A 23,891-nucleotide genomic window follows, 5' to 3' on the forward strand; every position below is an offset into this window, starting at 1 on the left:
CCGGATCCGGTCGGGGGCACGCTGTGGTGCCCGCTGCGGTGTGTACCAGCCGTTCACCATCGAAACGTTGATCTATCACTCAGTCGCCGGCATGGTGGGAATGCGTTTTCCACTGCTTCTCCCGCTGCCTGCTGATCTGGTGACAGCTTAGCTCGATTCCACTCTCCGGTCTGCGCAAATCTCACGTAGTGGACGCAATTTCCCCTTATGTGAATCACTGTTCCGGGCCGCTGACTTAATCTGATCGAAACAGCCTGCGCGCGATCATCTCGGCCTAAAGCGGCGCCGCCCGTCCTGTGCAGGCACGGTATGATAGGGAAGGCTTATGCCGGGTTGCCCGGCCCTGATCAGGGCTGACGGAAACCTTTGGCCGTTGCCCGAACTCCTGGATTCGTCCTTTCCCTGGAGTAGCCCGGGCAACACGGCCGCACAGACAGCTGCACAGCAGACAGAACTGCCAAACAGAACGGGTGACTGCCACCGTGAGCACAACCGATACGCCGCTGAACGCTTCCCGGGCCAGAGGGGGAGCAGGGCTGGCCCGCAAGGCCAAGGCGTATTTCGCCCTCACGAAGCCGCGGGTTATCGAACTGCTGTTGGTGAGCACGCTGCCCACCATGATCTATGCGGAGCGGGGTTTTCCCTCCGTCGGGCTCATCCTGGCCACGCTCGTGGGCGGTGCCTTTGCCGCCGGCAGCGCCGGTGCTTTCAACTGCTACATTGACCGGGACATCGACAAACTGATGCACCGGACCGAGAACCGGCCCCTGGTCACGGGCGAAGTGACCCCCCGTGAAGCGCTCATCTTCTCCTGGCTCCTGGGCGTCGCCGCGATCGTTATCCTCTGGTTCGGCGCCAACCCGCTGGCGGCATGGCTGGGACTGGCTGCCATCTTCTTCTACGTGGTCATCTACACCATCATCCTGAAGCGACGCACGGCGCAAAACATTGTGTGGGGCGGGGCCGCGGGCTGCTTTCCCGTCCTGATCGCCTGGGCTGCCGTCACCAACTCGGTGGAGTGGCCGGCGGTGATCCTCTTTATGGTCATCTTCCTGTGGACTCCGCCGCATTACTGGCCGCTGTCCATGCGCTACGGCGAGGATTACCGCAACGCCAACGTGCCCATGCTCGGTGCCATCGCCGGCGCCAAGGTGGTCTCGGTCCAGGTGGTCCTCTACGCGTGGGCCATGGTTGCATGCTCACTGCTGATGGTTCCGGCAGGCGGGGCAGGCTGGGTCTACACCGTGACCGCGGTGCTGGCCGGCGCCTGGTTCCTGTACGAATCACACTCCCTGTACATCCGCGCCCACCGCGAAGACATCCCGGACAAGCGGGCCATGAAGGTATTCCACGGATCCATCAGCTACCTGACACTGCTCTTCATCGCACTGGCCGTCGACCCGTTCGTCGGCTCCGCCATCGTGGGCTAACCTCCGCCGTAACGATGCCCTATCACTTTTGGTCCCTGAACCGGCTGCCAGGGGACCAAAAGTGATAGGGCATCGGCGGAAGGAACCTAACGCTCTTCAGGCCGCAGGATATAAGGGAGCGTTGGGGTGTTGCCGGGCTACTTGACCGGGCTCGAACGGGCGACGTCGGCAGCGTTGGTTGCTGCGCTCATGAGCAGGGCCGCACCGAGCATGTGCGCCGCGACCAGCAGGGCAGGAATTCCGTTGTAGTACTGCGTAAAGCCGATGACCGCCTGCAGCAGGGTCACGGCCAGGAGCATCAAGGCCGCCGTCCTGAAGGGCCCGGAGATCCGCGCCCTGAAAACCATCACCAGCGCAAAGAGCGTTCCGGCCGTGATGAGGTAGGCAGGAACGGCGTGGATGTGGGAGAAGAGGTCCCAGTCCAGCCCGTTCCGCGGCGCGTCGGCGTCGCCCGCATGCGGACCCGCGCCGGTCACCACCACGCCCAGCATCACCGCAACGGCTGAGAAAAGCGCGACGGCGGCCGTCACCGGACGCAGGACGCCCGGCAGCGCGGGGAGCCGGGTAGTGGCAAAGCGGCCGGTCCGGCCGTAGGCCCGGTTCACCAGCAGCGTGGCGAACACCACAAGGGCCATGGAGACGAGGAAGTGCAGCCCGACAACCCACGGGTTGAGGTTGGTCAGCACCGTGATGCCGCCGATCACAGCCTGAGCCGGAATGCTCGCCAGCAGGCCAAGCGCCAGCAGGAAGAGGTCCCGGCGTTCCTTGCGAAGGTTCCACAGGTAGACCAGCATGAGTGCCGCCACTGCCGCGAGGGCAAAGGTCAGCAGCCTGTTGCCGAACTCGATGAATCCATGGATCCCCATTTCCGGGGTGTTCACCAGCGACGTGTCAGTGCAGCGGGGCCAGGTGGGACAGCCCAGGCCCGACGCCGTCAGCCGGACAGCGCCGCCGGTGACCACCAGGAGGGTCTGGCCGATAAGGGAGGCCACCGCGAGGCGGCGGACCCGGGTGTCCACGGTACGGGGCAAACCTGCGAAGAGGCGGCCGGCGAACTGGGGGAGGCGTGAAGCCGTGCTCACGAATATCTCAATTCCACTTGAACCAACGGATGGCTGCGGCCCCGCCAAGGATGGTCCAGGCCAGCAGGATAAGCGCGGCGCCGCCATTGAGCGTGCCGTGCAGGAATGCTTCGCGCAAGGCTTCGCCCAGGGCACCGGAAGGAAGGTAATGCACCACTGCCTGTGCCGCGTCCGGGAGCCGTACGGCAGGGATAACTATCCCGCCCAGGGCGCCGAGCAGGATCCACAGCAGGTTGGTGATGGCCAGCGTGGCCTCGGGCCGAACCGTCCCGGCCACCAGAAGTCCCAAAGCTGTAAAGGCCGCGGCGCCCAGAACAAGAAGGGAAATGCCGGGCAGCCAGCCAGCGGCGGGAGGCTGCCAGCCCAACGGTACGGCAACTGCTGTGACCACGCCGATCTGCAGGGTAAGAACCACCAGGACCGCCAGCACCTTGCCGGCGATGAGGCCCACGCGCCCCAGCGGAGTGGTGGAAAGGAACCGAAGCACGCCGTAACGCCTGTCGAACCCGGTGGAAATTCCCTGGCCCGTAAACGCCGTGGACATGGCACAGAGTGCCAGGATGCCCGGGACTGCCACGTTGATCCGGCTCGCCCCCAGCCCGTCGAGAAACGGGGTCACCGTCAGGCCAACCAGCGCAAGGAGTGGGAGCACAACGGCCAGGATGAGCTGTTCGCCATTGCGGATCATGGTCAGGGACTCGTACTTGCCCTGCAGCAGGATGCGGCGCAGCAGAGGGGCGGCAGCCGGCGGCGAGGCCGAGCGGCTGCCCGGCGATGCCGGCACGGAAACCGTGGGCAGACCGTTCATCGGATCTCCTTCCCGGAAATGTCAAGGAAAACGTCCTCGAGGCTGCGTGCCTCCAGGCTCATGGAACCGGGCATCACACCGTGGGCGGCCCACCAGGTTGCCAACGAGGCAAGATCCTGGGGGGTCAGGGCTCCGGTGGCGACGTAACTGCCCGCACGCGTCTCACTGACCGCGATGCCTTCGGGGAGGACGCCGGAAAAGTCCAGGCCCGCCGGGGCCTCAAAGAAAAGCGTCCGGACGTGGTCAACGCCATCCTCGACAGCGGGATCCCGCTGGAGCAGCTGGGACACGGTGCCTTCCGCCACGTTCCTGCCGGCGTCGATGATGTAGACGTAGTCGGCCAGCCGTTGGGCGTCGTCCATCAGGTGGGTGGTCAGGACGATGCCCATCCCGGCGTCCCGCAGCTCCGAGATCAGTTCAAACACCAGCTGCCGGGACTGGGGATCCAGTCCTGCGCTGGGCTCATCGAGGAACAGGACCTCGGGGTTTCCGATCAGCGCCGCTGCAAGTGCCAGCCGCTGCTTCTGTCCGCCGGAGAGACGGCGGACAGTGGTCCGGCTGAATCCGTCGATCCCCAACCGCTCCACCAGCTCATGCACAGGCCGCGGGTGCGAATACATACCCGCGATGTGTTTCAGCAGGGGGATCGGACGGGCCGACGGCGGGAGGCCGCCGTCCTGGAGCATGATCCCTACCCGGGAGCGGAGTTCTGCGCCCGCACGGGCGGGATCCTCACCCAGCAGGGAAATAGTCCCGCCACTGCGCTTTTGAAGGCCCTGGGCGCATTCAATGGTGGTGGTTTTCCCGGCGCCATTCGCGCCAAGGAGGGCAGTAACCTGGCCCCGCTCAGCAACCAGCGAAACACCGCTGACCACACGGAGCATTTTTCCATCCAGGGCGGCCAGCGGACCAACATCCTTAATTAACCCGCTGATGGACAGAACCGGGGATTGGGGGGAACGCACCCCAGCATTCTACGCGATGTAGTACTGCACCAGTTTTGTTTCGGTGCCGTACGCAGGCCAGCCTCACCTTACTGGAAGGGGGGAGTAAATTACGACATGATTGTGTTGTGTATTCCATGACCAATGCTTCTGCTGTGCCTTTTGCCGGGCACGGAGCGCCGCGCACCACCGAGGGCGGCCATCTCGCTGCCGTGCCGGTGGCTGACGCGGACGAGCGCACCCGGGACCGTGTCCTGGGCGCCGTCCTGGAGCACGGGCCCATCAGCGCGGCCGAACTCGGTGACATGCTCGGATTTACTCCGGCCGCCGTCCGCCGCCACCTGGATCACCTTTCCCGCAGCGGTGTCATCGAGGTCAAGCGCGTGGCCAGGGCCGGTGCCGGAGCGGGCCGCCCGGCCCGCCGGTACGTCCTCAGTTCCCAAGGGCAATCCACCCTTGGCAACGACTACCTGGACATCGCCACCCTTGCACTCAAGCAGCTCCAGCAAATGGGCGGCGAAGAAGCGGTGCGGGAATTCGCCGTCGAGCGTTTTGCTGACATGGAGCGCCGGTATGCGCCGGAGATCGAAAAGGCCGGTCCGGATATCACCGCACGGGCCCGCGCACTGTCCGCCGCCCTCAGCCGGGACGGTTTTGTGGCGTCTGCCGCCTCGATCGAGGCCAAAGCCCCTTTGCCCGCGGCGCTTTCCAGCGTCCAGCTCTGCCAGGGGCACTGCCCCATCCAGCAGCTTGCGGCGCATTTCCCCGTCTTCTGCGATGTCGAGACCGAGGTCTTTGCCCGGCTCGTAGGCGTGGACGTGCGCCGGCTGTCCACCCTGGCACGCGGCGGCCACGTCTGTACCACCCACATACCTACAGGCCGGCTGGCTGCTATGGGACCCCAAATCCCGGTAGCCGCCCCCGCCAGCCTGAATGAAGTAAACAACCATCAGCAAGAAAGGCCGTGATGACGGACCAACTATCAGAGAAAGCGGTAGCCGAAGACACTGTGATCTCGGAGATTCTGGAAAAGAATCCTGAGCTTCACGGCATCGGCACGTACGAGTACGGATGGTCCGACAAGAACGACGTCGGTGCCAACGCCCGCCGCGGTATCAGCGACGAGGTTGTCCGCGATATTTCGGACAAGAAGAGCGAGCCGGAATGGATGCTGGACCTTCGCCTGAAGGGCCTGAAGTACTTCGACCGCAAGCCCATGCCCACCTGGGGTGCAGACCTCTCCGGCATCGACTTCGACAACATCAAGTACTTCGTCCGGTCCACCGAGAAGCAGGCCGCCACCTGGGAAGACCTGCCCGAGGACATCCGGAACACCTATGAAAAGCTGGGTATCCCGGAAGCTGAGCGCAGCCGCCTCGTCTCAGGTGTGGCCGCACAGTATGAGTCCGAAGTTGTGTACCACCAGATCCGTGAGGACCTGGAAGCACAGGGTGTCATCTTCCTGGACACCGATACGGCACTGCGCGAGCACCCGGAGATCTTCCAGGAGTACTTCGGCACGGTCATTCCGGTGGGCGACAACAAATTCGCTTCCCTGAACACGGCAGTCTGGTCCGGCGGCTCCTTTGTGTATGTCCCCAAGGGCGTCCACGTGGACATTCCGCTGCAGGCATACTTCCGCATCAACACGGAAAACATGGGCCAGTTCGAGCGGACCCTGATCATCGCCGACGAGGACTCCTACGTCCACTACATCGAAGGCTGCACCGCTCCGATCTACACCTCGGACTCGCTGCACTCCGCCGTGGTGGAAATCATTGTCAAGAAGGGCGCACGCGTCCGTTACACCACCATCCAGAACTGGTCCACCAACGTGTACAACCTGGTGACCAAGCGTGCCATCTGCGAAGAAGGCGCCACCATGGAATGGGTTGACGGCAACATCGGTTCCAAGGTCACCATGAAATACCCGGCTGTCTACCTGGTGGGCGAGCACGCCAAGGGCGAAACCCTGTCCATCGCCTTCGCCGGCGCCGGCCAGCACCAGGACACCGGATCCAAGATGGTGCACATCGCGCCGAACACCAAGAGCTCCATCATCTCCAAGTCTGTTGCCCGCGGCGGCGGACGTGCAGCATACCGCGGCCTGGTCCAGGTCCGCGAAGGTGCCAAGCACTCTGCCAACACCGTCCGCTGCGACGCCCTGCTGGTGGACACCATCAGCCGTTCGGACACCTACCCGTACATCGACATCCGCGAGGATGACGTTGTCATGGGCCACGAAGCAACCGTTTCACGGGTCAGCGAAGAGCAGCTCTTCTACCTGATGTCCCGCGGCATGCGCGAAGACGAAGCCATGGCGATGATCGTCCGCGGCTTCATCGAACCAATTGCCCGCGAACTCCCGATGGAGTACGCACTTGAGCTGAACCGCCTGATTGAACTGCAGATGGAAGGGTCCGTCGGATAACGATGACTGAAATCACTACCGAAAAGGCGCGCATCGGCGCGCCCTCAGCCCAGCCGTTTATCAACGGCTTCACCGAAGAGGGCGAAAGCCTGTCGCCGATCAACGCGGCCGCCTCCAAGGCCCCGCTTGCGGGAGAAGCGGTTAAGAGCCACTCCCATGGCGGCGGTGTCGGCATCCCGGACAGCTCACGCGCCGGCCGCCTGACCTCCTACAACCTGGCTGACTTCAAGCCCCTCACCGGCCTGGAAGAGGACTGGCGGTTCACGCCGCTCAAACGGCTGCGCGGACTTCACAGCGAGGTCCTCGCAGGGGCGGCTCCGGCCGTTACCGTCAGCGGCCCGGACCGGGTTCAGGTGGAAACGGTTGCCCGCGAGGACAAGCGCATTGGTACTGCCGGCATCCCGGAGGACCGAGTGTCCGCCAACGCCTGGGAGAACTTCAGCGAAGCCACCGTCATCACCGTCCCGGCCGAATTTGAGGCTGACACGGAAATCACCGTCCTCATCACCGGCCTGGCGACCGAAGCGGCCGCCCAGCACCTGGTGATCGTGGCAGAAAAGTTCTCCAAGTCAGTTGTGGTCCTGGACCACCAGGGCTCGGCTGTCGTCTCCGAAAACGTTGAAATCGTTGTTGAAGACGGCGCCGACCTCACCGTTGTCTCCCTCCAGGAATGGAACGACGACGCCGTCCACGCCTCCTCCCAGCAGGCGAAAATCGGCCGTGACGCCAAGCTCAAGCACGTGGTGGTCAGCCTCGGCGGAGACCTCGTCCGGGTAACCCCCTCGGCCCGCTTCACCGCCCCCGGCGGCGAGGCTGAAATGTTCGGCCTGTACTTCGCCGACGCCGGCCAGCACCTGGAGCAGCGGCTGTTCGTAGACCATGCCGTGGCCAACTGCACCTCCAACGTCCTGTACAAGGGCGCCCTGCAGGGCAGGAACGCCCACGCCGTGTGGGTTGGCGACGTCCTGATTCGCAAGGAAGCCGAAGGCACCGACAGCTACGAGGCCAACCGCAACCTGCTGCTCACCGACGGCGCGCGCGCCGACTCGGTTCCGAACCTGGAAATTGAAACAGGCCTGATCAAGGGTGCCGGCCACGCCAGTGCCACAGGGCGCCTGGACGACGAGCACCTGTTCTACCTCATGGCCCGCGGCATCCCCGAGGATGTTGCGCGCCGCCTGGTAGTCCGCGGCTTCCTCCACGAGATCATCCAGCAGATCAAGGTTCCGGCCCTCGAAGAGCGGCTCACGGACGCTGTTGAGCGCGAGCTCGCCGTGACCAACAACTAGACGGCACAGGACTACAGATGACTGACAAGCCAAAGGGCGAATTCGTCTGCAAGGTGGATGAAATCCAGCTCAAGCAGGCGCTGCGGATCCTGATCGATGACTACCCCGTAGCCATCGTCAAGGACTCCATGGGCGAGATCCACGCCATCGGCGACACCTGCTCACACGCGGACATTTCCTTGTCCGAGGGCGAGGTGGAAGGCTGCATGATCGAGTGCTGGGGCCACGGCTCCCAGTTCGATCTGCGAAGCGGGGAACCGCTGCAGCTGCCGGCGTATGACCCGGTCCCGGTGTTCGCCGTCGAGATCGTCGGGGATGAGGTCTATGTGGACTTCACCAACGTGGTCAACGGTGCGGAAGCCCCCAACTTTGGCTAGCAGCCTCCTTGCCATAGGCAAAGAACAACAGCAACAGCAACAGAACCAACTTCCAGACTAAAACCGCACCGCAGCCGGAAGGCTCGGGGCAAAGGAGAACAAGACATATGTCTACTCTTGAGATCAAGGACCTGCACGTCAGCATTGACACTGAGCAGGGCACCAAGGAGATCCTGAAGGGCGTCAGCCTGACCATCAAGACCGGCCAGACCCACGCCATCATGGGACCCAACGGCTCCGGCAAGTCCACGCTGGCCTCCACCATCGCCGGCCACCCGCGCTACAACGTCACCAGCGGCTCCATCACCCTGGACGGCGAAGACGTCCTGGACATGAGCGTTGACGAGCGCGCCCGGGCCGGCCTCTTCCTGGCCATGCAGTACCCTGTGGAGGTCCCCGGCGTCAGCATGACCAACTTCCTGCGCACCGCCAAGACCGCCATCGACGGCGAGGCTCCCAAGCTGCGCACCTGGACCAAGGACGTCAAGGACGCCATGCAGAAGCTGCGCATCGACGCCGACTTCGCCCAGCGCAATGTCAACGAAGGTTTCTCGGGCGGCGAAAAGAAGCGCGTGGAGATCCTCCAGCTGGAGCTCTTCAAGCCGAAGTTCGCCATCCTGGACGAGACCGACTCCGGGCTGGACGTGGACGCGCTCAAGGTTGTCTCCGAGGGCGTCAATCGTGCGCACGCCGAAGGCAACATGGGCACCCTGCTGATCACCCACTACACCCGGATCCTGCGCTACATCAAGCCGGACTTCGTGCACGTGTTTGTTGACGGCCAGGTTGTCGAAGAAGGCGGCCCCGAGCTGGCTGACCGCCTTGAAGAAGAAGGCTACGACCGCTACGCCAAGGGCGCCGGCGCAGCCACCATCGCTGCCGCAGCGGCACAGGCTCAGTAAGGACCTGCCATGACCGAAATCGATTCGGCCCGCACGGGCCTCGAAGACGTCGAAGAGGCACTCAAGGACGTCATCGACCCCGAGCTCGGCGTGAACATCGTTGACCTCGGGCTGCTGTACGGCCTCAAGTACTCAGACGACGACGGCGCCCTGCTGATCGACATGACGCTGACCACGGCCGCCTGCCCGCTCACCGATGTCATCGAGGAGCAGGTGGGCAAGGCCCTGGACGGCATCGTGGACGACTGGCGCCTGAACTGGGTGTGGATGCCGCCTTGGGGTCCCGAGCGGATCACCGACGACGGCAAGGACCAGATGCGGGCCCTCGGCTTCAACATCTGACCCCTTCACACGAGTATGACGACGGACGGTACCTTCCCAGCGAAGGTGCCGTCCGTCGTCGAGCTGCTTTAAGGGATCAAACCGGGCAGCTGGTCAGAGGGTGGCCGCCGAGAACGTGTCGCACTGGTTGATGTCTCCGGTCTGATACCCCAGGTAGAACCACTTCTGCCGCTGCTCGCTGGACCCGTGGGTCCACGCTTCCGGTGTCACCCTGCCGGTGGCGGCCTGCTGGATCCGGTCATCGCCCACCGCCGATGCTGCTGACAGGGCGTCGTTGAGGTCCTGCTGGGTAATGGGCTCCAGGAACGGCTGGCCGTCGGGTCCTGGTTGGGTGGCGGCGTGCCTGACCCAGAGGCCGGCGTAGCAGTCGGCCTGGAGTTCCACGCGGACAGCACCTGACTCCGGCCCCTGGGGATCCTGCTGGGCACGGTCAAGGTATCCCAGCACATTCTGGATGTGGTGGCCGAACTCGTGGGCAACCACATACTCCTGGGCCAGGGGACCGCCGGAGGACCCAAACCTGTCCACGAGGTCCTGGAAGAATCCGGGATCAAAGTAGGCAGTGGTGTCCGCGGGGCAATAGAACGGACCCACCGCGCTGGACGCCGTGCCGCATCCGGTGCTGACGGCGTCGCCGAAGATGACCGTTTCCGGCTGCGGGTACTGAACGTTGTAGTTCCGGAGATAAGCGGGCCAGAATGCATTGAGGCTGTTGACGGTCCCGGTGATCCGGCAGTCCAGGCGTGCGTCCGCGTCGGCCCCGGTTTCACATGCGGGTGCGGTGCCCTGGCTCTGGGGATCGGGCGCGATGCCGCCCAGGCCCTCCAGCAGCTGCGGATTCACGCCCAGAAGCAAGGCAACCAGGAGGATGAGCCCGCCCCCGATGCCGCCGCCCACTTTAGCCCCGCGGCCCATGCCACGGCGGTCCTGCACTTGCGAGGGGTCCAGTTGGACGTTGTCATTGAAACTCATAGAGTCACAATAGTCCTCGCGCTTGGGCGGCAGCCGGTGTCCGGCCGGTAAAGTTGACCTGATGCCTTTCTTGAACAGAATCCAGCGCTGGGCCGACGAACGGCCGCACGACACCGCCGTGGTGGTCGAAGGCAAACGCCTGGACTGGCTGTCGCTCCGGGATGCCGCGGCAGCGGCCGTGGCCGGTTCTGCGGGCGTATCGGTCCTTACCGAGGCCAACTCTGTGGACTTCGCCGTCAGGTTCGCGGCGGGTGTAGCGGGGGAACGGCAATGTGCCGTCCTGGATCCGGCGTGGCCGGCCCTGCTGCGCGAGGAGATCCATCAGCGGCTCCGGGAAACCCAGCAACCGCCTGCCGTCTCCGAGGAAGACCCGCTGGCTGACGGTTCGCCCGACTCCACGTTCCTGATCGGGCTCACCTCGGGAACCACCTCGGTTCCCAAGGCCTTCACCAGGTCGCGGCGGTCCTGGCAGCAGTCCTTTGACGCCTCGATCGAGTTCTTTGGCCTCCAGCAGGACGACGTGACGCTGGCGCCCGGACCGCTCGCTGCCAGCCTCAACCTCTATGCCCTGGCCGAATGCCTTTACGCCGGTTCGGAATTCCAGACCCTCGAACACTTCGATGTGGGCGACGTGCACGCTGCCATCACCCACGACGGCGTGACCCGGCTGGTGCTGGTCCCCACCATGCTTCGGCTGCTGAGCGAGCGCGGGCTGACCGGTTGTGTTGATGCCTCCGGTGTCCGCACCATCATCTGTGCCGGCTCGAAACTGGACGCGCGTACGCTGGAAGCGGCCCGCCGCTGGGCTCCCCATGCCACCATCTTCGAATACTATGGCGCGTCCGAACTCAGCTTCGTTTCGGGGACAGGCCTTCCCGCGGGAGAGTTGCCCGATGCGGGCGGAACCGGAATCGGACGGCCTTTCCCCGGTGTGGAAGTCCGGATCCTGGACGATGCCGGAGCAGTCCTGGCGGATGGCTCCGCGGGGAACATCTGCGTGCGCAGCCCGATGGTGAGCAACGGCTACCTCTGGGGTGACGACGGCGAGGCATTGCGCTCTTTCGACGGCTGGTACACCGTGGGGGACCAGGGCTACCTGGCGGACGGAGAACTGCACATCCTGGGCCGCCGCGCAGACATGATCCTGACCTCCGGAAAGAACGTATATCCGCACGAGGTGGAGCTGGCACTGGCTTCCGTGCCGGGTGTCGCTGCCGCGGTCGCGGCCGGAATGCCTGATGACCTCAGGGGCCAGCGGGTGGTGGCCGGGGTCCTGCCCTCGCACGGCGGAATCACCGCCACACAGCTCAGGGCAGGACTCGAAAACATCCTGACCCGGGACAAACGCCCCCTGCAGTATTTTGCGTTGACCGAACTCCCCACCACCGACCGTGGCAAGGTCAGCCGGAACATGTTCCTTGAGTGGATCGGCTCGCAGGACCAGAGGGCCCGGCACCTTGGCCACTGATCTGCTTCCCGCCGACCGGCAGCCGGTCATCATCGGTGCGCGCCGCACCCCTGTCTGCCGCGCCAATGGGCCCCTGAAGGAGCTGCGGGCGCACCAGCTGCTGGCGCCTGTCCTGGGTCAGCTGCTTGCTGACAGCGGCGTCCCGTCGGGGGCCGTCACCGATGTGGTGATCGGCAACGCGGTGGGCGGCGGCGGAAATGTGGCCCGGCTCGCCTTGCTGGAGGCCGGTCTCCCCGTCAGCGTCCCCGGGGTCACCGTGGACCGGCAGTGCGGTTCCGGGCTGGATGCCATCGTGCTGGCCTCCAAGCTCGTGGCGGCCGGCGGCGGTCCCGTGTATCTCGCCGGGGGAGTGGAAAGCATCAGCACCGCGCCGCTGCGCGCACACCGGAACGACGACGGCGGGCACGACTTCTTTTCCCGTGCCCAGTTTGTGCCGCACAGCTTTGGCGACCCCGACATGGGTGTGGCTGCCGAGAACGTCGCAGCCAAGTTCGCCGTCAGCAGGGAAAGCCAGGATGCTTTTGCCCTGCGGAGCCACCAACGGGCGGTCGCAGCAGTCCAGGCGGGCGCGTTCGCCGACGAAATCACGCCGCTGGAAACGCCTTCCGGGACCATCAGTACCGACGACGGCCCGCGTCCGCGGCTAACTGCCGGCGTCCTGGCCAGGTTCCCGGCAGCCTTCGTTGATCAGGGTACTGTCACCGCCGGGAACTCATGCTTCGACGCGGACGCCGCGTCCGCCGTCGTGATCACGTCCTTGGAGCGGGCACGGGAACTGGGCGTGCCGGACGGCCTGCTGGTCCTGGCCACCGAGACCGTTGGGGTGGAGCCGCGGCTGCTGGGGATCGGGGCCGCGATGGCCGCCGAGAAGCTTCTGGCCGCCCGGGGTTTGTCCGTCTCTGAGCTGGGCCTGGTGGAGTTCAACGAGGCTTTTGCGTCGCAGGCACTTGCGTGCCTTGACCACCTTGGCATTGATCCGCTCCTGGTGAATCTCGACGGCGGGGCGTTGGCTTTGGGCCACGCGTACGGGGCGTCAGGGGCCGTGCTCGTGACGCGCCTGCTGGCCCAGGCGAGGCGGAAAGCCGAGGCAGGCTGCCTTGCCCTGGCCATGATCAGCATCGCGGGTGGCATGGGTACTGCGGCGCTGCTGCAGTATGAAAGGTTCGCCGCCGGCTGATCAAGACCTGCCCAAGGCTGCAGGGTAGTAAGGCGGCCGGTTTTCAGCCTTTAGTCTTCGGGCTCGCCAAGTCCTCGGGCCGCCAGTGCCTCGCCGGTCTGCCTTGCGAACGCCACGGTGGTAATGATGACGGGCAGCACGAGGGCACGGGGGTTGCGCTCCAACCCGCGGGCCCGGGCGGAGTCCCGGACGTCGGCGAAGGCGCCGGCGATGTAGGGGATGCTCCGCAGCATGATGGCGATGGTGAGGGCAAAGCGCTCCGGGTCCGCACCAAAGCGGCGGAAGGGCCTGGCCAGGGACACCACACCATCCAGCAGCCGCTGCATCGGGGTGGTGGCCGTCAGCAAGGACGCCGCAACGACGCAGACCAGGATGTTCAGGACAATCCGTGCGGCGGTGGGGCCGCCCAGCTGCCACCATTGGAACAGGCCGATCACCAGCAGTACCAGGATCAACGGCCGGACGGCGGCGAGGAGCCGGAGCACACCCGCGCCCGTCAGGAGAAACAGCCCGCACATCACGGCAAAGACGGCCGCGGACACCAGCCAGTCGCCTACCAGGAACGATGACAGGCCACAGCCGATGACCAGCAGGAACTTGGCTGCCAGCGGTGCCCGGTGGATGACGGAGTTGCCGGGAACATAGTTGGCCAGCAGGAAGCCATGCCCCCTCACGGGGATGCCAGGCCGTTGGCGCAGAGCGCCCGGTACCCGTCCACCGCTTCGGCGGGGCCGCCGTCGAACACCACCCGGCCTGCTTCGACCACCAGCACACGGTCCATTTCCAATGCCAGATCCAGGTCATGGGTGGACATGATGATCTGCTGGTCAAGAGCCGAGAGCGTACGCCGTAACAGCTCGCGGTTCCGCAAGTCCAGCAGCGTTGAAGGCTCATCCAGCACCAGTACCGAAGGATTCACGGCCAGAACGGCCGCGAGCGCCATCAGTTGGCGTTCTCCGCCGGAGAGCTCGTAGATGCTCTGATCGGCGAGCGGGAGGAGGCCGAACCGGTCCAGGGCGGCTTCCGCCTGGCGGCGCCGCTCCTGTCCGTTGCGGACCGGCCTGCGCAATGACAGTTCAACGTCCTCCCGTCCTGTGGGCATCACCAACTGCGAGAGCGGATCGGTGAAAACAAACCCGACCTGCCGGCGAACAGACCGAACGGCACGGACAGTATCGGCGCCGTCCACACTGACCGAGCCCGAGCTTGGCTGGACCAGCCCATTGATCAGTCGCAGCAATGTGGACTTGCCGGAGCCGTTGGCCCCGATGACGCCGATCCGTTGTTCGGTCAGGTCCAGGTTGATGTCCCGAAGGAGTGCCTTGGCCTCGTGCCGGCCTTCAACAGCCACCTCAACGCAGGCATCGTGGAATGAAATGGTGGCCATGGCTGGTAAACCTAGGCCGCGATCCGCTTCACGCGGCGGACCAGAAGGTCAGGAAAGGCCCGGTGCAGGGCAACCGCGATCGCTGCCGCCAGGATGTTCTTGACGACGTCGCCAGGGTAGAAGATCAGGTCGGCAAGAAAAGCCTCTCCCAGGGTTGCCTTGGTGTTCAGGGCGATCCCGGCAATCCCGAGGGTGTGCACCACAACAATGCTGGTTACCGTGGCTGCGGCGAAGAACCACAGCGCCCTGGCCCGTGACGTGCGGCGGATAACCACTGTTGCCAACCAGCCCACCACGGCCGCCGCGATGGGGAAGGCGATAATATAACCTGCCGACGGCCCGGCGAGGATACCCAGGCCGCTGCGGCCCTGGCTGAAGATGGGCAGTCCCGCCAGCCCCAGAACCGTGTAGAGGCCCACGGCGGCGAAGCCGCGTCCAGGGCCCAGCATCAGTCCGGTGAGCATTACGGCGAGGGTCTGGAAGGTGATGGGAACGCCGAAGACGTTGGCGGCGATGCCGGGGATCATGGCGGATGCTGCCACCAGCGCGGCGAAAACGGCGATCAGGCCAAGGTCCGTGGCGTTCCAGCGGATGCGTTCACGGGCGGCGGTGCCGGTGACAGCTGTGTCAGTCTTGCTCATGGAAGTCCTGTCGGGGGTATACAAGCGGGGATTGGGGTCATCCTGACGTTACCGGCCCGGGAAAGCCTCCATTTTGTAGGGGGCCTACTAAGCGCGGGCCCCCGACCTGACGGCAGCCCACAAAAAGCGGCCACGACGCCGGCGGTAACCCCGGTGCCGGCCCTCCAGCCGGACTGACTGCGGACGGTTCAGCCGGTGCTTTCGAGAACCAGTTCATGAACCGCTGAGGCCAGGGCGTTCATGTCGAACCAGGCAACGGGCAGCAGTTCATGGATAAAGGCATCGAAATCAAACGGATGGCAGTCCCCACCATGGTTCCAGTACATGATCCAGAGGTCAGTCAAGGCCACATCATCCCGCTGCAGCAGGATCCTCGCCGTGTGCCGCAGGTCTTCCATAACCAATCCTTGCTTCTGCTACCCGCACCTCACAAGAGCAGTACGGCCAATACGTCAAAGTCGGAAAAGTCCTGCGGTCTCCGACCCCGGACAGGCCACGCCCATGGGCGGGCGCCGGCCTCCTTGTCCTCCTGGGTCCCCCCGTTGTGGGCACCCTGTGGCTCCCCTAGATTGACTGTATGGATACCCCTGAGGAGATGGACGATTTCGAACGGCTCCAGGATCTGGTAGCCGAAATGGAAGACATCAAAGGCTTCCTTGAGGGCATGACGGGCCTTGCCGCCGCCGCAATGACCCGGGCCTCTGAAGCACGTATTGAATGTGCCGTGACCCTTCAACGCCGCAAGCGCCCCGCCACGATCGCGGGAAGCAGTGACGACGCAATCCTCCTGGACGGGATCGAACAGCGCCTGGGGGACGGCCCGTGCCTTTTGGCGCTGCGCACGGGTGCAACAGTGCTGCTGGGCGATCTCTCATCCGATTCCCGGTGGCCGGAGTTCCGCCAGGAGCTGGCGGCTAAAGGCTTCCGCAGCGCACTGGGTGTTCCACTGGACCTGGGCAAGAATGCCTCGTCCGTCCTGAATTTCTTCGCCTCTGACACAGGTGTCTTCACCCAGGAGAGCATCGAAGAAGCTCAACGCTTCGCAGATGTGGCTGGCCGTGCCCTCCGCCTGGGCCTGAGGATTGCTGCCGCCGAGCTGCGGGCCGAGGACCTGGCCTCGGCCATGGAGTCCAGGACCACCATCGACATGGCACGTGGCATTATCATGGCGCAGAACCGCTGTACGGGCGAAGAAGCCTTCGATATCCTCCGCCGCGTTTCGAGCACTCGAAACGAGAAGCTGCACGATATTGCCGGTGGTGTCGTCGCCGGGGTTGCAGGACCGCCCAAGGCAATGCACTTCGAGCCGTGACCTCCGGGAGGCCACGGAATCTCCCGATGTTGCAGGAATTGAGCCCTGAGCTTCTCGCGCCGCGGCTTTTCAAGTCCACTCGCTATGCACAGCTGAGTGGGCACATTGCGAGCCGAAATGCGGATGCAGGGCGATCTGTCAATACTTGCTGCAAAAAATAAGCATGCTTACTATAAAGGTACTTGCCTGCGGTTAAGCCACCAGCCCATGGGTATTGATTGAGGAGTGACTGTGGCTTACCGTAACCCGGCCAGGTTTTATGCCAGCACAGGGGGAGCCCTCATATCTTGCGGAACGCCAGCGGCCGGCAGGTGGCAGGCCATGCGTGGAGCGGGCCTTGAACAAGAACTCCTGGCAATCCCGCAATCTTCCGGCCCGCAATCTTCCGGCCAGAGACATTGGCTGCGGCGGGTTTGTTCGTTGCTGGTCGCCACTGACTCCGGCCCTGTGAACATCCGAACCGGAGGAAAGTAGCATGTGCGCAATTGCCGGCGAGATTGCCTTCAACGGAGAAAGGGCAGAGCGCGAACCTGTCCTGAAAATGATGGGAGCCATGACATCGCGCGGCCCGGATGGAGACGGAATCTGGGATTGCGGCTGGGCGGCCCTGGGCCACCAGCGATTGAGCATTATCGACCTTTCCGAAGCCGGCGCACAGCCCATGATCGATGAGGACGCCGGCCTTGCCCTCACCTTCAACGGATGCATCTACAACTACAGGGATCTGCGGCGGGAGCTTGGCAAGGAGTTCGTCTTCCAGTCCACGAGTGACACCGAGGTCATCCTCAAGGCATACCGGAAATGGGGAGAAGACTTCGTCCATCACCTGGTGGGGATGTTTGCCATCGCCATCGCCGACAAAAGACGCCGGAAGATCCTCCTGGTGCGGGACCGGCTGGGCATCAAGCCCCTGTATCTGGCCAAACTCCAGGGCCGAATCCGCTTTGCGTCAACCCTCCCGGCACTGGTCAGCGCGGGCGGCCTGGATACCAGCATCGACGAGACCGCACTGCACCACTACCTGAGCTGGCACTCCATCGTTCCTGCGCCAAGGACCATCCTGAAGGGAGTGGAAAAGCTTCCGGCGGCCACCATGAGGGTCCTCCAGGCGGATGGAACCTGGCACGACAGAGAGTACTGGAAGCCCGAATACACCCGGACGGCAGGGTTCGCGGACTGGACCACCCAGGACTGGCGGGATGCCATTGGCGAGTCGCTTCGGACAGCGGTGCGCCGGCGTATGGTGGCCGATGTGCCGGTGGGCGTGCTGCTGTCCGGAGGCCTGGATTCCAGCCTGCTGGTTGCCCTCCTGGCAGACGAGGGCCAGCAGGGGCTGGCCACTTTCAGTATTGGATTCGACGGTGCCGGCGGGGAAGCCGGTGATGAATTCGCCTATTCAAACCTGATCGCCAAGACCTTTGGGACGCAGCATGAGCGCCTCCACGTGGGAACGTCAGATTTAGCCCCCGCGGTTGCGGGAGCCGTCTCGGCCATGTCCGAGCCCATGTCCAGCCACGATGTCACGGCCTTCTACCTGCTGTCCCAGAGGGTATCGGAGAGACTCAAAGTAGTGCAGTGCGGCCAGGGCGCCGACGAAGTCTTCGCCGGTTACAGCTACCACCAGCCCGCCACAACGGTGTCACGGCGGGAAGCGAGGGCCGCCTTTGTCCCGGCTTTTGTTGACCACAGCCATAAGGAGCTCCTCGAGATCCTTGAGCCTGAATGGTGGTGTGGCAGGGACGTCAGCGGCGAGGTCCTGGCTTCGAACCTGGCGTGCCCCGGAGCGGATACTGCCCTGGATGCGGTGCTGAGGCTTGATACCCATCTCCTGATGATTGATGACCCGGTAAAACGGCTGGACAACATGTCCATGGCCTGGGGCCTCGAAGCCCGCGTCCCATTCCTTGACCATCACCTCGTGGAACTCGCCGCTTCCTGCCCGCCCGGGCTCAAGTCCGCCCACGGTGGTAAAGGCATACTCAAGGACCTGGGCCGCACCATCCTGCCTTCGGCCGTGATTGATCGCCCCAAGGGGTACTTTCCCGTGCCTGCGCTGCGGTACCTGGCGGAACCATTCCTGTCCATGGCGCATGATGCCCTGCATTCACCGGAGGCCAAGCAGCGGGGACTTTTCCGGTCAGACTATGTTGAGGGGCTCCTGGCCGATCCGAACAGCAGCCGTACTCCGGTCAACAGCAATGTCCTGTGGCAGCTGGCGCTACTGGAGATGTGGCTCCAGCAGCACGGTGTGGGCTGAGAAGGCCCGTACCACTGTTTCGGGACCCGCAAATCACGACGGCGGCACGCCGGTTATGCTGTGAAGCTGCGGCCGGTAGACTTGTAAAGGCCGTTCTCTGGCCAATCTGCCCGTTTCTTCCAGATGCCCTCATGTCAGACGTCATCCGTTGAGCGCGGCGTTCCCCGTTGTGAAAGGCCTTACCTGCTGTGATTACCGTCCAGGATCTTGAATTGCGCGCCGGCGCCCGGCTCCTTATGGACCAGGTGAGCTTCCGCATCGACAAGGGAGACAAGATCGGCCTTGTGGGCCGGAACGGAGCAGGCAAGACCACCCTGACCCGCGTGCTGGCCGGTGAAGGACTTCCGGCCGCCGGCAAAGTGACCCGCACCGGAGAGATCGGTTACCTTCCGCAGGATCCCCGCACGCCGGACATGGAACAGCTTGCCCGCGACCGTATCCTGGCTGCCAGGGGGCTGGACATCGCGGTCGGCAAACTCCGGCTGGCGCACGATGAGATGGCGAGCGAGGACGCCGACGTCCAGCGCAAGGCGATGAACCGCTATGACCGGCTGGAATCGGAGTTCCTGGCAGCCGGCGGCTACGCGGCTGAGGCCGAGGCCGCCGCCATCTGCTCCAACCTGGCACTGCCGGACCGTATCCTGAACCAGCCGCTTAAGACGCTGTCCGGCGGGCAGCGCCGGCGTGTTGAACTGGCACGGATCCTGTACTCCGACGCCGAGACCATGCTGCTGGATGAACCTACCAACCACCTTGATGCGGACTCCATCGCGTGGCTCCGCGACTTCCTGAAAAACCATCAGGGCGGGCTCATTGTCATCAGCCACGATACCGAGCTCCTGGAAGCCACCGTCAACAAGGTCTTCCTGCTGGATGCCAACCGGGCCCAGATCGACTTCTACAACATGGACTGGAAGCGCTACCTCACCCAGCGGGAGACCGACGAACGCGCCCGCAAGCGGGAACGCGCCAACGCGGAAAAGAAGGCCCAGGTCCTGTTTGACCAGGCCAATAAGATGCGGGCCAAGGCCACCAAGGCAGTTGCAGCCCAGAACATGGCCAAGCGTGCCGAGCGGCTGCTCAGCGGGCTGGAAGCTGTCCGCGAAAACGACCGCGTGGCCGCCCTCCGCTTCCCGGATCCGTCACCCTGTGGCAAGACCCCGCTGACTGCCGAAGGCCTCAGCAAGTCCTACGGTTCGCTGGAAATCTTCACCGATGTTGATCTGGCGATCGACCGCGGTTCCAAGGTGGTGATCCTGGGCCTGAACGGCGCCGGAAAGACCACCCTCCTGCGTATGCTCGCCGGCGTGGACAAGCCCGACACCGGAGACATCATCCCTGGGCACGGGCTCAAGGTGGGCTACTACGCCCAGGAGCACGAAACCCTGGACGTGGACCGGACTGTCCTGCAGAACATGCGCTCTTCGGCGCCGGACATGCAGGACGCCGAAGTCCGCGGCATTCTTGGCTCGTTCCTGTTCTCCGGGGACGACGTCGACAAGCCGGCCGGCGTCCTTTCAGGTGGTGAGAAGACCCGCCTGGCCCTGGCCACCATTGTGGCTTCCAGCGCCAACGTGCTTCTGCTCGACGAACCCACGAACAACCTTGACCCTGCCAGCCGCGCCGAGATCCTGGGCGCCCTGCGCAACTACAGCGGCGCCGTGGTCCTTGTCAGCCACGACGAAGGCGCTGTGGAAGCCCTGAACCCGGAGCGGGTAGTCCTCCTGCCCGACGGCGTCGAGGACCTCTGGAACGAGGACTACCTGGACCTCATCACGCTGGCCTAGTCCCTCAGCGGGGATCAGGCAGCCAGGCCTGCCACTTTCGTTCGTACCGTGCTGCCCGGCGTCCTCTTTGGCAGTGTCCCGGCCGAAGCCTGCGCAATCATGGCCGGTGCAGTCACCACCGGAGCGCTTGGCGGTACCACGCGGAACCTGCAGTCAGCCTGGTAGGGATCGATCTGCACGGGCAGGTGACGCGTCCGGGAGCACTTGTTCAGTTGCTCCAGTGCGTCCGGCTCAACCCAGGCGTGGGTCATGTCGATTTCCAGGTCAAGATTTTCCCGGAGGGCGTTGGCGCGCTTTACCACAACGTAAAGGGCCTGGATGCTTTTGGTGGTCACATGGCCCCGGGTGGAAACCTGGGCGCGGGCGGAATCGAGGTCTACTCGAACGAGAATACTGAGCTTGTCGGTCAAGACGCTGCCCTTCGTTAGGGGTGGCCGCGACGCTGCGGCCTCACCCAGACTAGGCAATTGATGTGACCTACGCAACATTTGACCCAGGTTTTATTTGGAAGGCTCTCCTGGCGCGCTCGGCCGGTCTGCCTCAACATCCGGATCCACCACGGGCGAAAGGGCATCGGCGAGGAATTCCCGCGGGGTTTCGTCGTCACGTACCGTCGGGTCATCTTCTGCTGGATTCTCGCTCATGCCGTCATCGTAACCCCAAGGCGGCCGCCTGCGGGGGCCCTGAGCTTCACCTGATGTCCCCGGAGGCCGGAGGAGCCGGGATGGCCTCAGTGTCCGGGCGGCTGCTGTCCGTCCGTTACAGGCCCCGCGCGTCCAGGATGGCGTCTTCCTCTTCCTCCGACGTCGCGTGCCTGCGTTTGCGGGCAACAGCCGGACGACGGCGGGCCGCTGCAGCAGTCGAGTGAACGGTGCTGCCGGAGTCAATTCCGTTCTCCGCTTCCTCCTCCGCGTCGATCGCCGCGTTGCGTGCCTGCTGCCTGGCGGCATAGCCGAAGCCGACAAACATCAGGACACCAAAGGCAAACCACTGCAGGGAGTAGGACAGATGCGTCCCTTCCTCGGTGGAAGGCATGGGGAAGGGGAAAGGCATGTCAGCCACTGCCGGCGACTCGCTGGCCAGCTGTCCGTAGGCGCCGGTTAGAAGGGGATAGCCGAGCTCAGCCGAGTATGCGGGAAGGTCAATGGAGGCCAGTTGCCCGGCCGGGGCACCGCGCTGCAGCTGCGGCTCACCGGGTTTGAGCCGGACAACAGCAGTCACTTCCCCGGAGGGCGGTTCGGGGACCGAGTCGGGGCTGCCCGGATTGCTGTTGCCAATGGGCAGCCATCCCCGGTCGATGACCACTGTCTCGCCGGAATCCAGCCTGAACGGAACCACCACCTCATAACCCGGTTGGCCGTTCAGCGGACGGTTCCTGACAATCCTCTCGCCTGCGACGTCGTAACGGCCCTTCAGCTCAACCTGGGTCCATTCCTTCTCCGGATCCAAACGGATGAACTCGTCTCTCGCCTCAGCAAAGGGGATGGGGGCCGCCGAGTAATTGGAGACGACCCGGTTGATCTCTGCAAGGGTTTCAGCCCTGCGGTCCATCTGCCACCGCCCCAGGAAAACACACGCGGCCGCGAAAATGGCGGCAAGCAGGAGGTAACCCAGCCACTTGCTGGAAAAGAGGAACCGGTACATTCAGCCATCCTGCCTTGCAGGGGCATGCCCGGCCTCCGCGTCGGGAGCCAGGGCTACGGTGTCCTTCCAGAGCCCACGCGTCTGGAGATAGTCCTCCAGCCAGTCACGGTGCTCGTTGCAGGCGAGCCAGATCTTCCGGCGTTCCGGGGTGTGGATCTTGGGGTTGTTCCACAGGAGTTGCCAGGCGGCATCCGAACGGCAGGCTTTCCGGGAGCACATGGCAGCCCCGGCCGGCCCGGGATCCGTCCCTGCAGCCAGGTCGAAAATGTTCATGTAGCGCGCCGTTCCTGTCCGTCGTGTGGTTCGTCGTCGTTATCATCAATGACTTCGCCCTGGAGCACTGCAGAGACGGGGTCTTCGTCGGCGGCCGGTGCTGCCGCGCCGCCCTCAAGCTCAGCGAGGGGAGCGGAATCGAGGAGCGAATCGCTGTGGATTTCAGCTTTGTCGCTGCCGTTGGCGATGACCACTGCAATCCATGGCAGGAAGACCGCTCCCGCGACCATAAGGATCTTGAACCAGCCATCCACCACAAAGATCAGGATGAGGCACACCATGCGGATTCCCATGGCCAGCGCGTACTTGACCATACGCTGGTGCATGTCCTCCGAATGGGCTGCAGCGGCATCCGTGATGCTGTGGACTTCCGGGTCCCCGGAGAACCTTTCACGATCTCCGGGCACGGACTGTCCGGCATGGTTTTCAAGGGTCACGGTTGATTGATCACGCTCCAAAGGCTTGCCTCAATTCTCTCACCATCGGCAGTGGCGCCCAAACGGAGGCTAAGATCGGAGGCAGCAAAATCCACCCCTTCCTACAGCGGCCCAGCATGCCGCAGAATCCCGGAGCGTCTTATGTCTGAAGCAGTTACCGCGGCCCGCAGCGTCCTGATCACCGGAGGCAACCGCGGCATCGGGCTGGCCATCGCCGAGGCGTTCCTCGCCAACGGCGACAAAGTGGCCGTGACCTACCGGAGCGAGTCGGAGCTTCCGGCGGGGATCCTGGGCGTCAAAGCCGATGTGACGGACGAGGCCTCCGTGGATGTTGCCTTCTCCGAGGTGGAAGCCGCCCACGGTCCCGTGGAGGTCCTTGTGGCCAACGCAGGCATCACCAAGGACACGCTCCTGCTGCGTATGAGCGAGGACGATTTCACCTCAGTGATCGATACCAACCTCACCGGGGCGTTCCGCGTCATCAAGCGCGCCTCCAAGGGCATGATCCGGCTACGGAAGGGCCGCGTGGTCCTCATCTCATCCGTCTCCGGACTGTACGGAGCCCCGGGCCAGATCAATTATTCGGCGTCCAAGGCGGGGCTGGTGGGCATCGCCCGCTCGCTCACCCGTGAACTGGGCTCCCGCGGAATCACGGCCAACGTTGTGGCACCGGGGTTCATTAACACGGACATGACCGCGGAACTGAACGAAGCAACCCAGAAGGACTACCTTTCCAAGGTTCCGGCCGGACGCTTTGCCGACGCCTCCGAGGTTGCCAACGTTGTCCGCTGGATTTCCAGCGACGAGGCGGCGTACATTTCCGGGGCGGTCATTCCGGTGGACGGCGGACTGGGCATGGGCCACTAGCACAGCGGCTTACTTCGCCGCGCCATACGCCGTCCTGACACGGTGGCCGGCAACTAGCCGGCCG

26 protein-coding genes are annotated in these 23,891 nt (G+C 64.3%); 13 read left to right on the forward strand and 13 right to left on the reverse strand.

What is annotated here, in order from left to right; all coding sequences use genetic code 11:
- Positions 1-470: 470 nt before the first annotated feature.
- The gene (locus M1E17_RS12500) at positions 471-1,430 is read left to right on the forward strand and encodes a heme o synthase (RefSeq protein WP_457962363.1); all 960 of its coding nucleotides are present in this window, start codon (positions 471-473) and stop codon (positions 1,428-1,430) included.
- Positions 1,431-1,567: 137 nt separating this feature from the next.
- Here M1E17_RS12500 and M1E17_RS12505 read toward each other — a convergent pair whose 3' ends face one another.
- From M1E17_RS12505 to M1E17_RS12515, 3 genes are read right to left on the reverse strand one after another with little or no spacing between them, the layout of a single operon-like run.
- Positions 1,568-2,512: a COX15/CtaA family protein gene (locus tag M1E17_RS12505; protein ID WP_457962364.1), complete on the reverse strand. Its 945-nt coding sequence runs from the start codon at positions 2,510-2,512 to the stop codon at positions 1,568-1,570.
- A 7-nt stretch (positions 2,513-2,519) separates the two neighbouring features.
- Positions 2,520-3,320, reverse strand: a complete 801-nt coding sequence (locus M1E17_RS12510; RefSeq protein WP_457962365.1) for an ABC transporter permease — start codon at positions 3,318-3,320, stop codon at positions 2,520-2,522.
- Positions 3,317-4,285, reverse strand: a complete 969-nt coding sequence (locus M1E17_RS12515; RefSeq protein WP_457962366.1) for an ABC transporter ATP-binding protein — start codon at positions 4,283-4,285, stop codon at positions 3,317-3,319. The genes M1E17_RS12510 and M1E17_RS12515 overlap by 4 nt, the downstream gene beginning before the upstream one ends.
- Before the next feature lie 107 nt (positions 4,286-4,392).
- Between M1E17_RS12515 and M1E17_RS12520 the strand changes: the two genes are divergently transcribed.
- From M1E17_RS12520 to M1E17_RS12545, 6 genes are all read left to right on the forward strand, one after another.
- Complete coding sequence (locus M1E17_RS12520) at positions 4,393-5,232, forward strand: helix-turn-helix transcriptional regulator (protein ID WP_457962367.1); 840 nt, start codon at positions 4,393-4,395, stop codon at positions 5,230-5,232.
- Positions 5,232-6,695 carry a Fe-S cluster assembly protein SufB gene (sufB, locus tag M1E17_RS12525; protein WP_214959237.1) on the forward strand — a complete coding sequence of 488 codons (1,464 nt, stop codon included), beginning with the start codon at positions 5,232-5,234 and terminating at the stop codon, positions 6,693-6,695. Before M1E17_RS12520 ends, sufB begins: the two co-directional genes overlap by 1 nt.
- A gap of 2 nt (positions 6,696-6,697) precedes the next feature.
- Positions 6,698-7,984 carry a Fe-S cluster assembly protein SufD gene (sufD, locus tag M1E17_RS12530; protein ID WP_457962368.1) on the forward strand — a complete coding sequence of 429 codons (1,287 nt, stop codon included), beginning with the start codon at positions 6,698-6,700 and terminating at the stop codon, positions 7,982-7,984.
- 17 nt (positions 7,985-8,001) lie between these two features.
- A complete protein-coding gene (locus tag M1E17_RS12535) occupies positions 8,002-8,361 on the forward strand; it encodes a non-heme iron oxygenase ferredoxin subunit (RefSeq protein ID WP_457962369.1) in 360 nt (119 codons plus the stop codon).
- 107 nt (positions 8,362-8,468) lie between these two features.
- The gene (gene sufC / locus M1E17_RS12540; protein ID WP_457962370.1) at positions 8,469-9,263 is read left to right on the forward strand and encodes a Fe-S cluster assembly ATPase SufC; all 795 of its coding nucleotides are present in this window, start codon (positions 8,469-8,471) and stop codon (positions 9,261-9,263) included.
- A gap of 9 nt (positions 9,264-9,272) precedes the next feature.
- Positions 9,273-9,605, forward strand: coding sequence for a metal-sulfur cluster assembly factor (locus M1E17_RS12545; RefSeq protein ID WP_267275115.1), 333 nt, complete (start codon positions 9,273-9,275; stop codon positions 9,603-9,605).
- A 93-nt stretch (positions 9,606-9,698) separates the two neighbouring features.
- Here M1E17_RS12545 and ypfJ read toward each other — a convergent pair whose 3' ends face one another.
- Positions 9,699-10,577 carry a KPN_02809 family neutral zinc metallopeptidase gene (gene ypfJ / locus M1E17_RS12550; RefSeq protein WP_457962371.1) on the reverse strand — a complete coding sequence of 293 codons (879 nt, stop codon included), beginning with the start codon at positions 10,575-10,577 and terminating at the stop codon, positions 9,699-9,701.
- Positions 10,578-10,638: 61 nt separating this feature from the next.
- On the opposite strand from ypfJ, the gene M1E17_RS12555 reads away from it, so the two are divergent.
- Together M1E17_RS12555 and M1E17_RS12560 are read left to right on the forward strand one after the other, a co-directional pair.
- Positions 10,639-12,045 (forward strand): class I adenylate-forming enzyme family protein, encoded by a 1,407-nt coding sequence (locus M1E17_RS12555; protein WP_457962372.1) that lies wholly within the window; start codon positions 10,639-10,641, stop codon positions 12,043-12,045.
- Positions 12,035-13,222: a thiolase family protein gene (locus M1E17_RS12560; protein ID WP_457962373.1), complete on the forward strand. Its 1,188-nt coding sequence runs from the start codon at positions 12,035-12,037 to the stop codon at positions 13,220-13,222. Before M1E17_RS12555 ends, M1E17_RS12560 begins: the two co-directional genes overlap by 11 nt.
- 50 nt (positions 13,223-13,272) lie before the next feature.
- Here M1E17_RS12560 and M1E17_RS12565 read toward each other — a convergent pair whose 3' ends face one another.
- From M1E17_RS12565 to M1E17_RS12580, 4 genes are all read right to left on the reverse strand, one after another.
- Positions 13,273-13,896, reverse strand: a complete 624-nt coding sequence (locus M1E17_RS12565; RefSeq protein WP_457962374.1) for an energy-coupling factor transporter transmembrane component T family protein — start codon at positions 13,894-13,896, stop codon at positions 13,273-13,275.
- Positions 13,893-14,609, reverse strand: a complete 717-nt coding sequence (locus M1E17_RS12570) for an energy-coupling factor ABC transporter ATP-binding protein (RefSeq protein ID WP_457962375.1) — start codon at positions 14,607-14,609, stop codon at positions 13,893-13,895. The genes M1E17_RS12565 and M1E17_RS12570 overlap by 4 nt, the downstream gene beginning before the upstream one ends.
- Before the next feature lie 11 nt (positions 14,610-14,620).
- Positions 14,621-15,250: a biotin transporter BioY gene (locus tag M1E17_RS12575; protein WP_457962376.1), complete on the reverse strand. Its 630-nt coding sequence runs from the start codon at positions 15,248-15,250 to the stop codon at positions 14,621-14,623.
- A 188-nt stretch (positions 15,251-15,438) separates the two neighbouring features.
- Entirely contained in the window at positions 15,439-15,648 is a 210-nt protein-coding gene (locus M1E17_RS12580; protein WP_457962377.1) for a hypothetical protein, read from the reverse strand.
- A 179-nt stretch (positions 15,649-15,827) separates the two neighbouring features.
- On the opposite strand from M1E17_RS12580, the gene M1E17_RS12585 reads away from it, so the two are divergent.
- The 3 genes from M1E17_RS12585 (at position 15,828) to M1E17_RS12595 (ending at position 20,606) form a co-directional block, all read left to right on the forward strand.
- Positions 15,828-16,562, forward strand: coding sequence for an ANTAR domain-containing protein (locus M1E17_RS12585; RefSeq protein WP_457962378.1), 735 nt, complete (start codon positions 15,828-15,830; stop codon positions 16,560-16,562).
- A 475-nt stretch (positions 16,563-17,037) separates the two neighbouring features.
- On the forward strand, positions 17,038-18,819 hold the full coding sequence (locus tag M1E17_RS12590) for an N-acetylglutaminylglutamine amidotransferase (RefSeq protein WP_457962379.1): 1,782 nt from the start codon (positions 17,038-17,040) through the stop codon (positions 18,817-18,819).
- A gap of 188 nt (positions 18,820-19,007) precedes the next feature.
- Positions 19,008-20,606 carry an ABC-F family ATP-binding cassette domain-containing protein gene (locus M1E17_RS12595; RefSeq protein WP_457962380.1) on the forward strand — a complete coding sequence of 533 codons (1,599 nt, stop codon included), beginning with the start codon at positions 19,008-19,010 and terminating at the stop codon, positions 20,604-20,606.
- A 14-nt stretch (positions 20,607-20,620) separates the two neighbouring features.
- On the opposite strand, the gene M1E17_RS12600 is transcribed toward M1E17_RS12595, so the two are convergent.
- The 5 genes from M1E17_RS12600 to M1E17_RS12620 form a co-directional block, all read right to left on the reverse strand.
- A complete protein-coding gene (locus tag M1E17_RS12600) occupies positions 20,621-21,016 on the reverse strand; it encodes a hypothetical protein (RefSeq protein WP_457962381.1) in 396 nt (131 codons plus the stop codon).
- Positions 21,017-21,106: 90 nt separating this feature from the next.
- Positions 21,107-21,250: a hypothetical protein gene (locus M1E17_RS12605; protein ID WP_457962382.1), complete on the reverse strand. Its 144-nt coding sequence runs from the start codon at positions 21,248-21,250 to the stop codon at positions 21,107-21,109.
- Between the two features lie 115 nt (positions 21,251-21,365).
- A complete protein-coding gene (locus M1E17_RS12610) occupies positions 21,366-22,250 on the reverse strand; it encodes an SURF1 family cytochrome oxidase biogenesis protein (RefSeq protein ID WP_457962383.1) in 885 nt (294 codons plus the stop codon).
- Positions 22,251-22,523: a hypothetical protein gene (locus M1E17_RS12615; protein WP_457962384.1), complete on the reverse strand. Its 273-nt coding sequence runs from the start codon at positions 22,521-22,523 to the stop codon at positions 22,251-22,253. It lies immediately after the preceding gene.
- Positions 22,520-22,960 carry a DUF3099 domain-containing protein gene (locus M1E17_RS12620; protein WP_457962385.1) on the reverse strand — a complete coding sequence of 147 codons (441 nt, stop codon included), beginning with the start codon at positions 22,958-22,960 and terminating at the stop codon, positions 22,520-22,522. The genes M1E17_RS12615 and M1E17_RS12620 overlap by 4 nt, the downstream gene beginning before the upstream one ends.
- Positions 22,961-23,101: 141 nt before the next feature.
- Here M1E17_RS12620 and fabG point away from each other — a divergent pair, with 141 nt between their 5' ends.
- Positions 23,102-23,827 carry a 3-oxoacyl-ACP reductase FabG gene (fabG, locus tag M1E17_RS12625; protein WP_457962386.1) on the forward strand — a complete coding sequence of 242 codons (726 nt, stop codon included), beginning with the start codon at positions 23,102-23,104 and terminating at the stop codon, positions 23,825-23,827.
- The last annotated feature ends 64 nt before the right edge of the window (positions 23,828-23,891 follow it).

The organism is Arthrobacter sp. D1-29 (assembly GCF_054130585.1).

Coding starts and splice junctions, on each gene's coding strand:
- M1E17_RS12510 (WP_457962365.1), bottom strand. CDS start 3,320: ATGAACGGTCTGCCCACGGTTTCCGTGCCGGCATCGCCGGGCAGCCGC.
- sufB (WP_214959237.1), top strand. CDS start 5,232: ATGACGGACCAACTATCAGAGAAAGCGGTAGCCGAAGACACTGTGATC.
- sufD (WP_457962368.1), top strand. CDS start 6,698: ATGACTGAAATCACTACCGAAAAGGCGCGCATCGGCGCGCCCTCAGCC.
- M1E17_RS12535 (WP_457962369.1), top strand. CDS start 8,002: ATGACTGACAAGCCAAAGGGCGAATTCGTCTGCAAGGTGGATGAAATC.
- sufC (WP_457962370.1), top strand. CDS start 8,469: ATGTCTACTCTTGAGATCAAGGACCTGCACGTCAGCATTGACACTGAG.
- M1E17_RS12545 (WP_267275115.1), top strand. CDS start 9,273: ATGACCGAAATCGATTCGGCCCGCACGGGCCTCGAAGACGTCGAAGAG.
- ypfJ (WP_457962371.1), bottom strand. CDS start 10,577: ATGAGTTTCAATGACAACGTCCAACTGGACCCCTCGCAAGTGCAGGAC.
- M1E17_RS12555 (WP_457962372.1), top strand. CDS start 10,639: ATGCCTTTCTTGAACAGAATCCAGCGCTGGGCCGACGAACGGCCGCAC.
- M1E17_RS12570 (WP_457962375.1), bottom strand. CDS start 14,609: ATGGCCACCATTTCATTCCACGATGCCTGCGTTGAGGTGGCTGTTGAA.
- M1E17_RS12575 (WP_457962376.1), bottom strand. CDS start 15,250: ATGAGCAAGACTGACACAGCTGTCACCGGCACCGCCGCCCGTGAACGC.
- M1E17_RS12580 (WP_457962377.1), bottom strand. CDS start 15,648: ATGGAAGACCTGCGGCACACGGCGAGGATCCTGCTGCAGCGGGATGAT.
- M1E17_RS12585 (WP_457962378.1), top strand. CDS start 15,828: ATGGATACCCCTGAGGAGATGGACGATTTCGAACGGCTCCAGGATCTG.
- M1E17_RS12590 (WP_457962379.1), top strand. CDS start 17,038: ATGTGCGCAATTGCCGGCGAGATTGCCTTCAACGGAGAAAGGGCAGAG.
- M1E17_RS12605 (WP_457962382.1), bottom strand. CDS start 21,250: ATGAGCGAGAATCCAGCAGAAGATGACCCGACGGTACGTGACGACGAA.
- M1E17_RS12610 (WP_457962383.1), bottom strand. CDS start 22,250: ATGTACCGGTTCCTCTTTTCCAGCAAGTGGCTGGGTTACCTCCTGCTT.
- M1E17_RS12615 (WP_457962384.1), bottom strand. CDS start 22,523: ATGAACATTTTCGACCTGGCTGCAGGGACGGATCCCGGGCCGGCCGGG.
- fabG (WP_457962386.1), top strand. CDS start 23,102: ATGTCTGAAGCAGTTACCGCGGCCCGCAGCGTCCTGATCACCGGAGGC.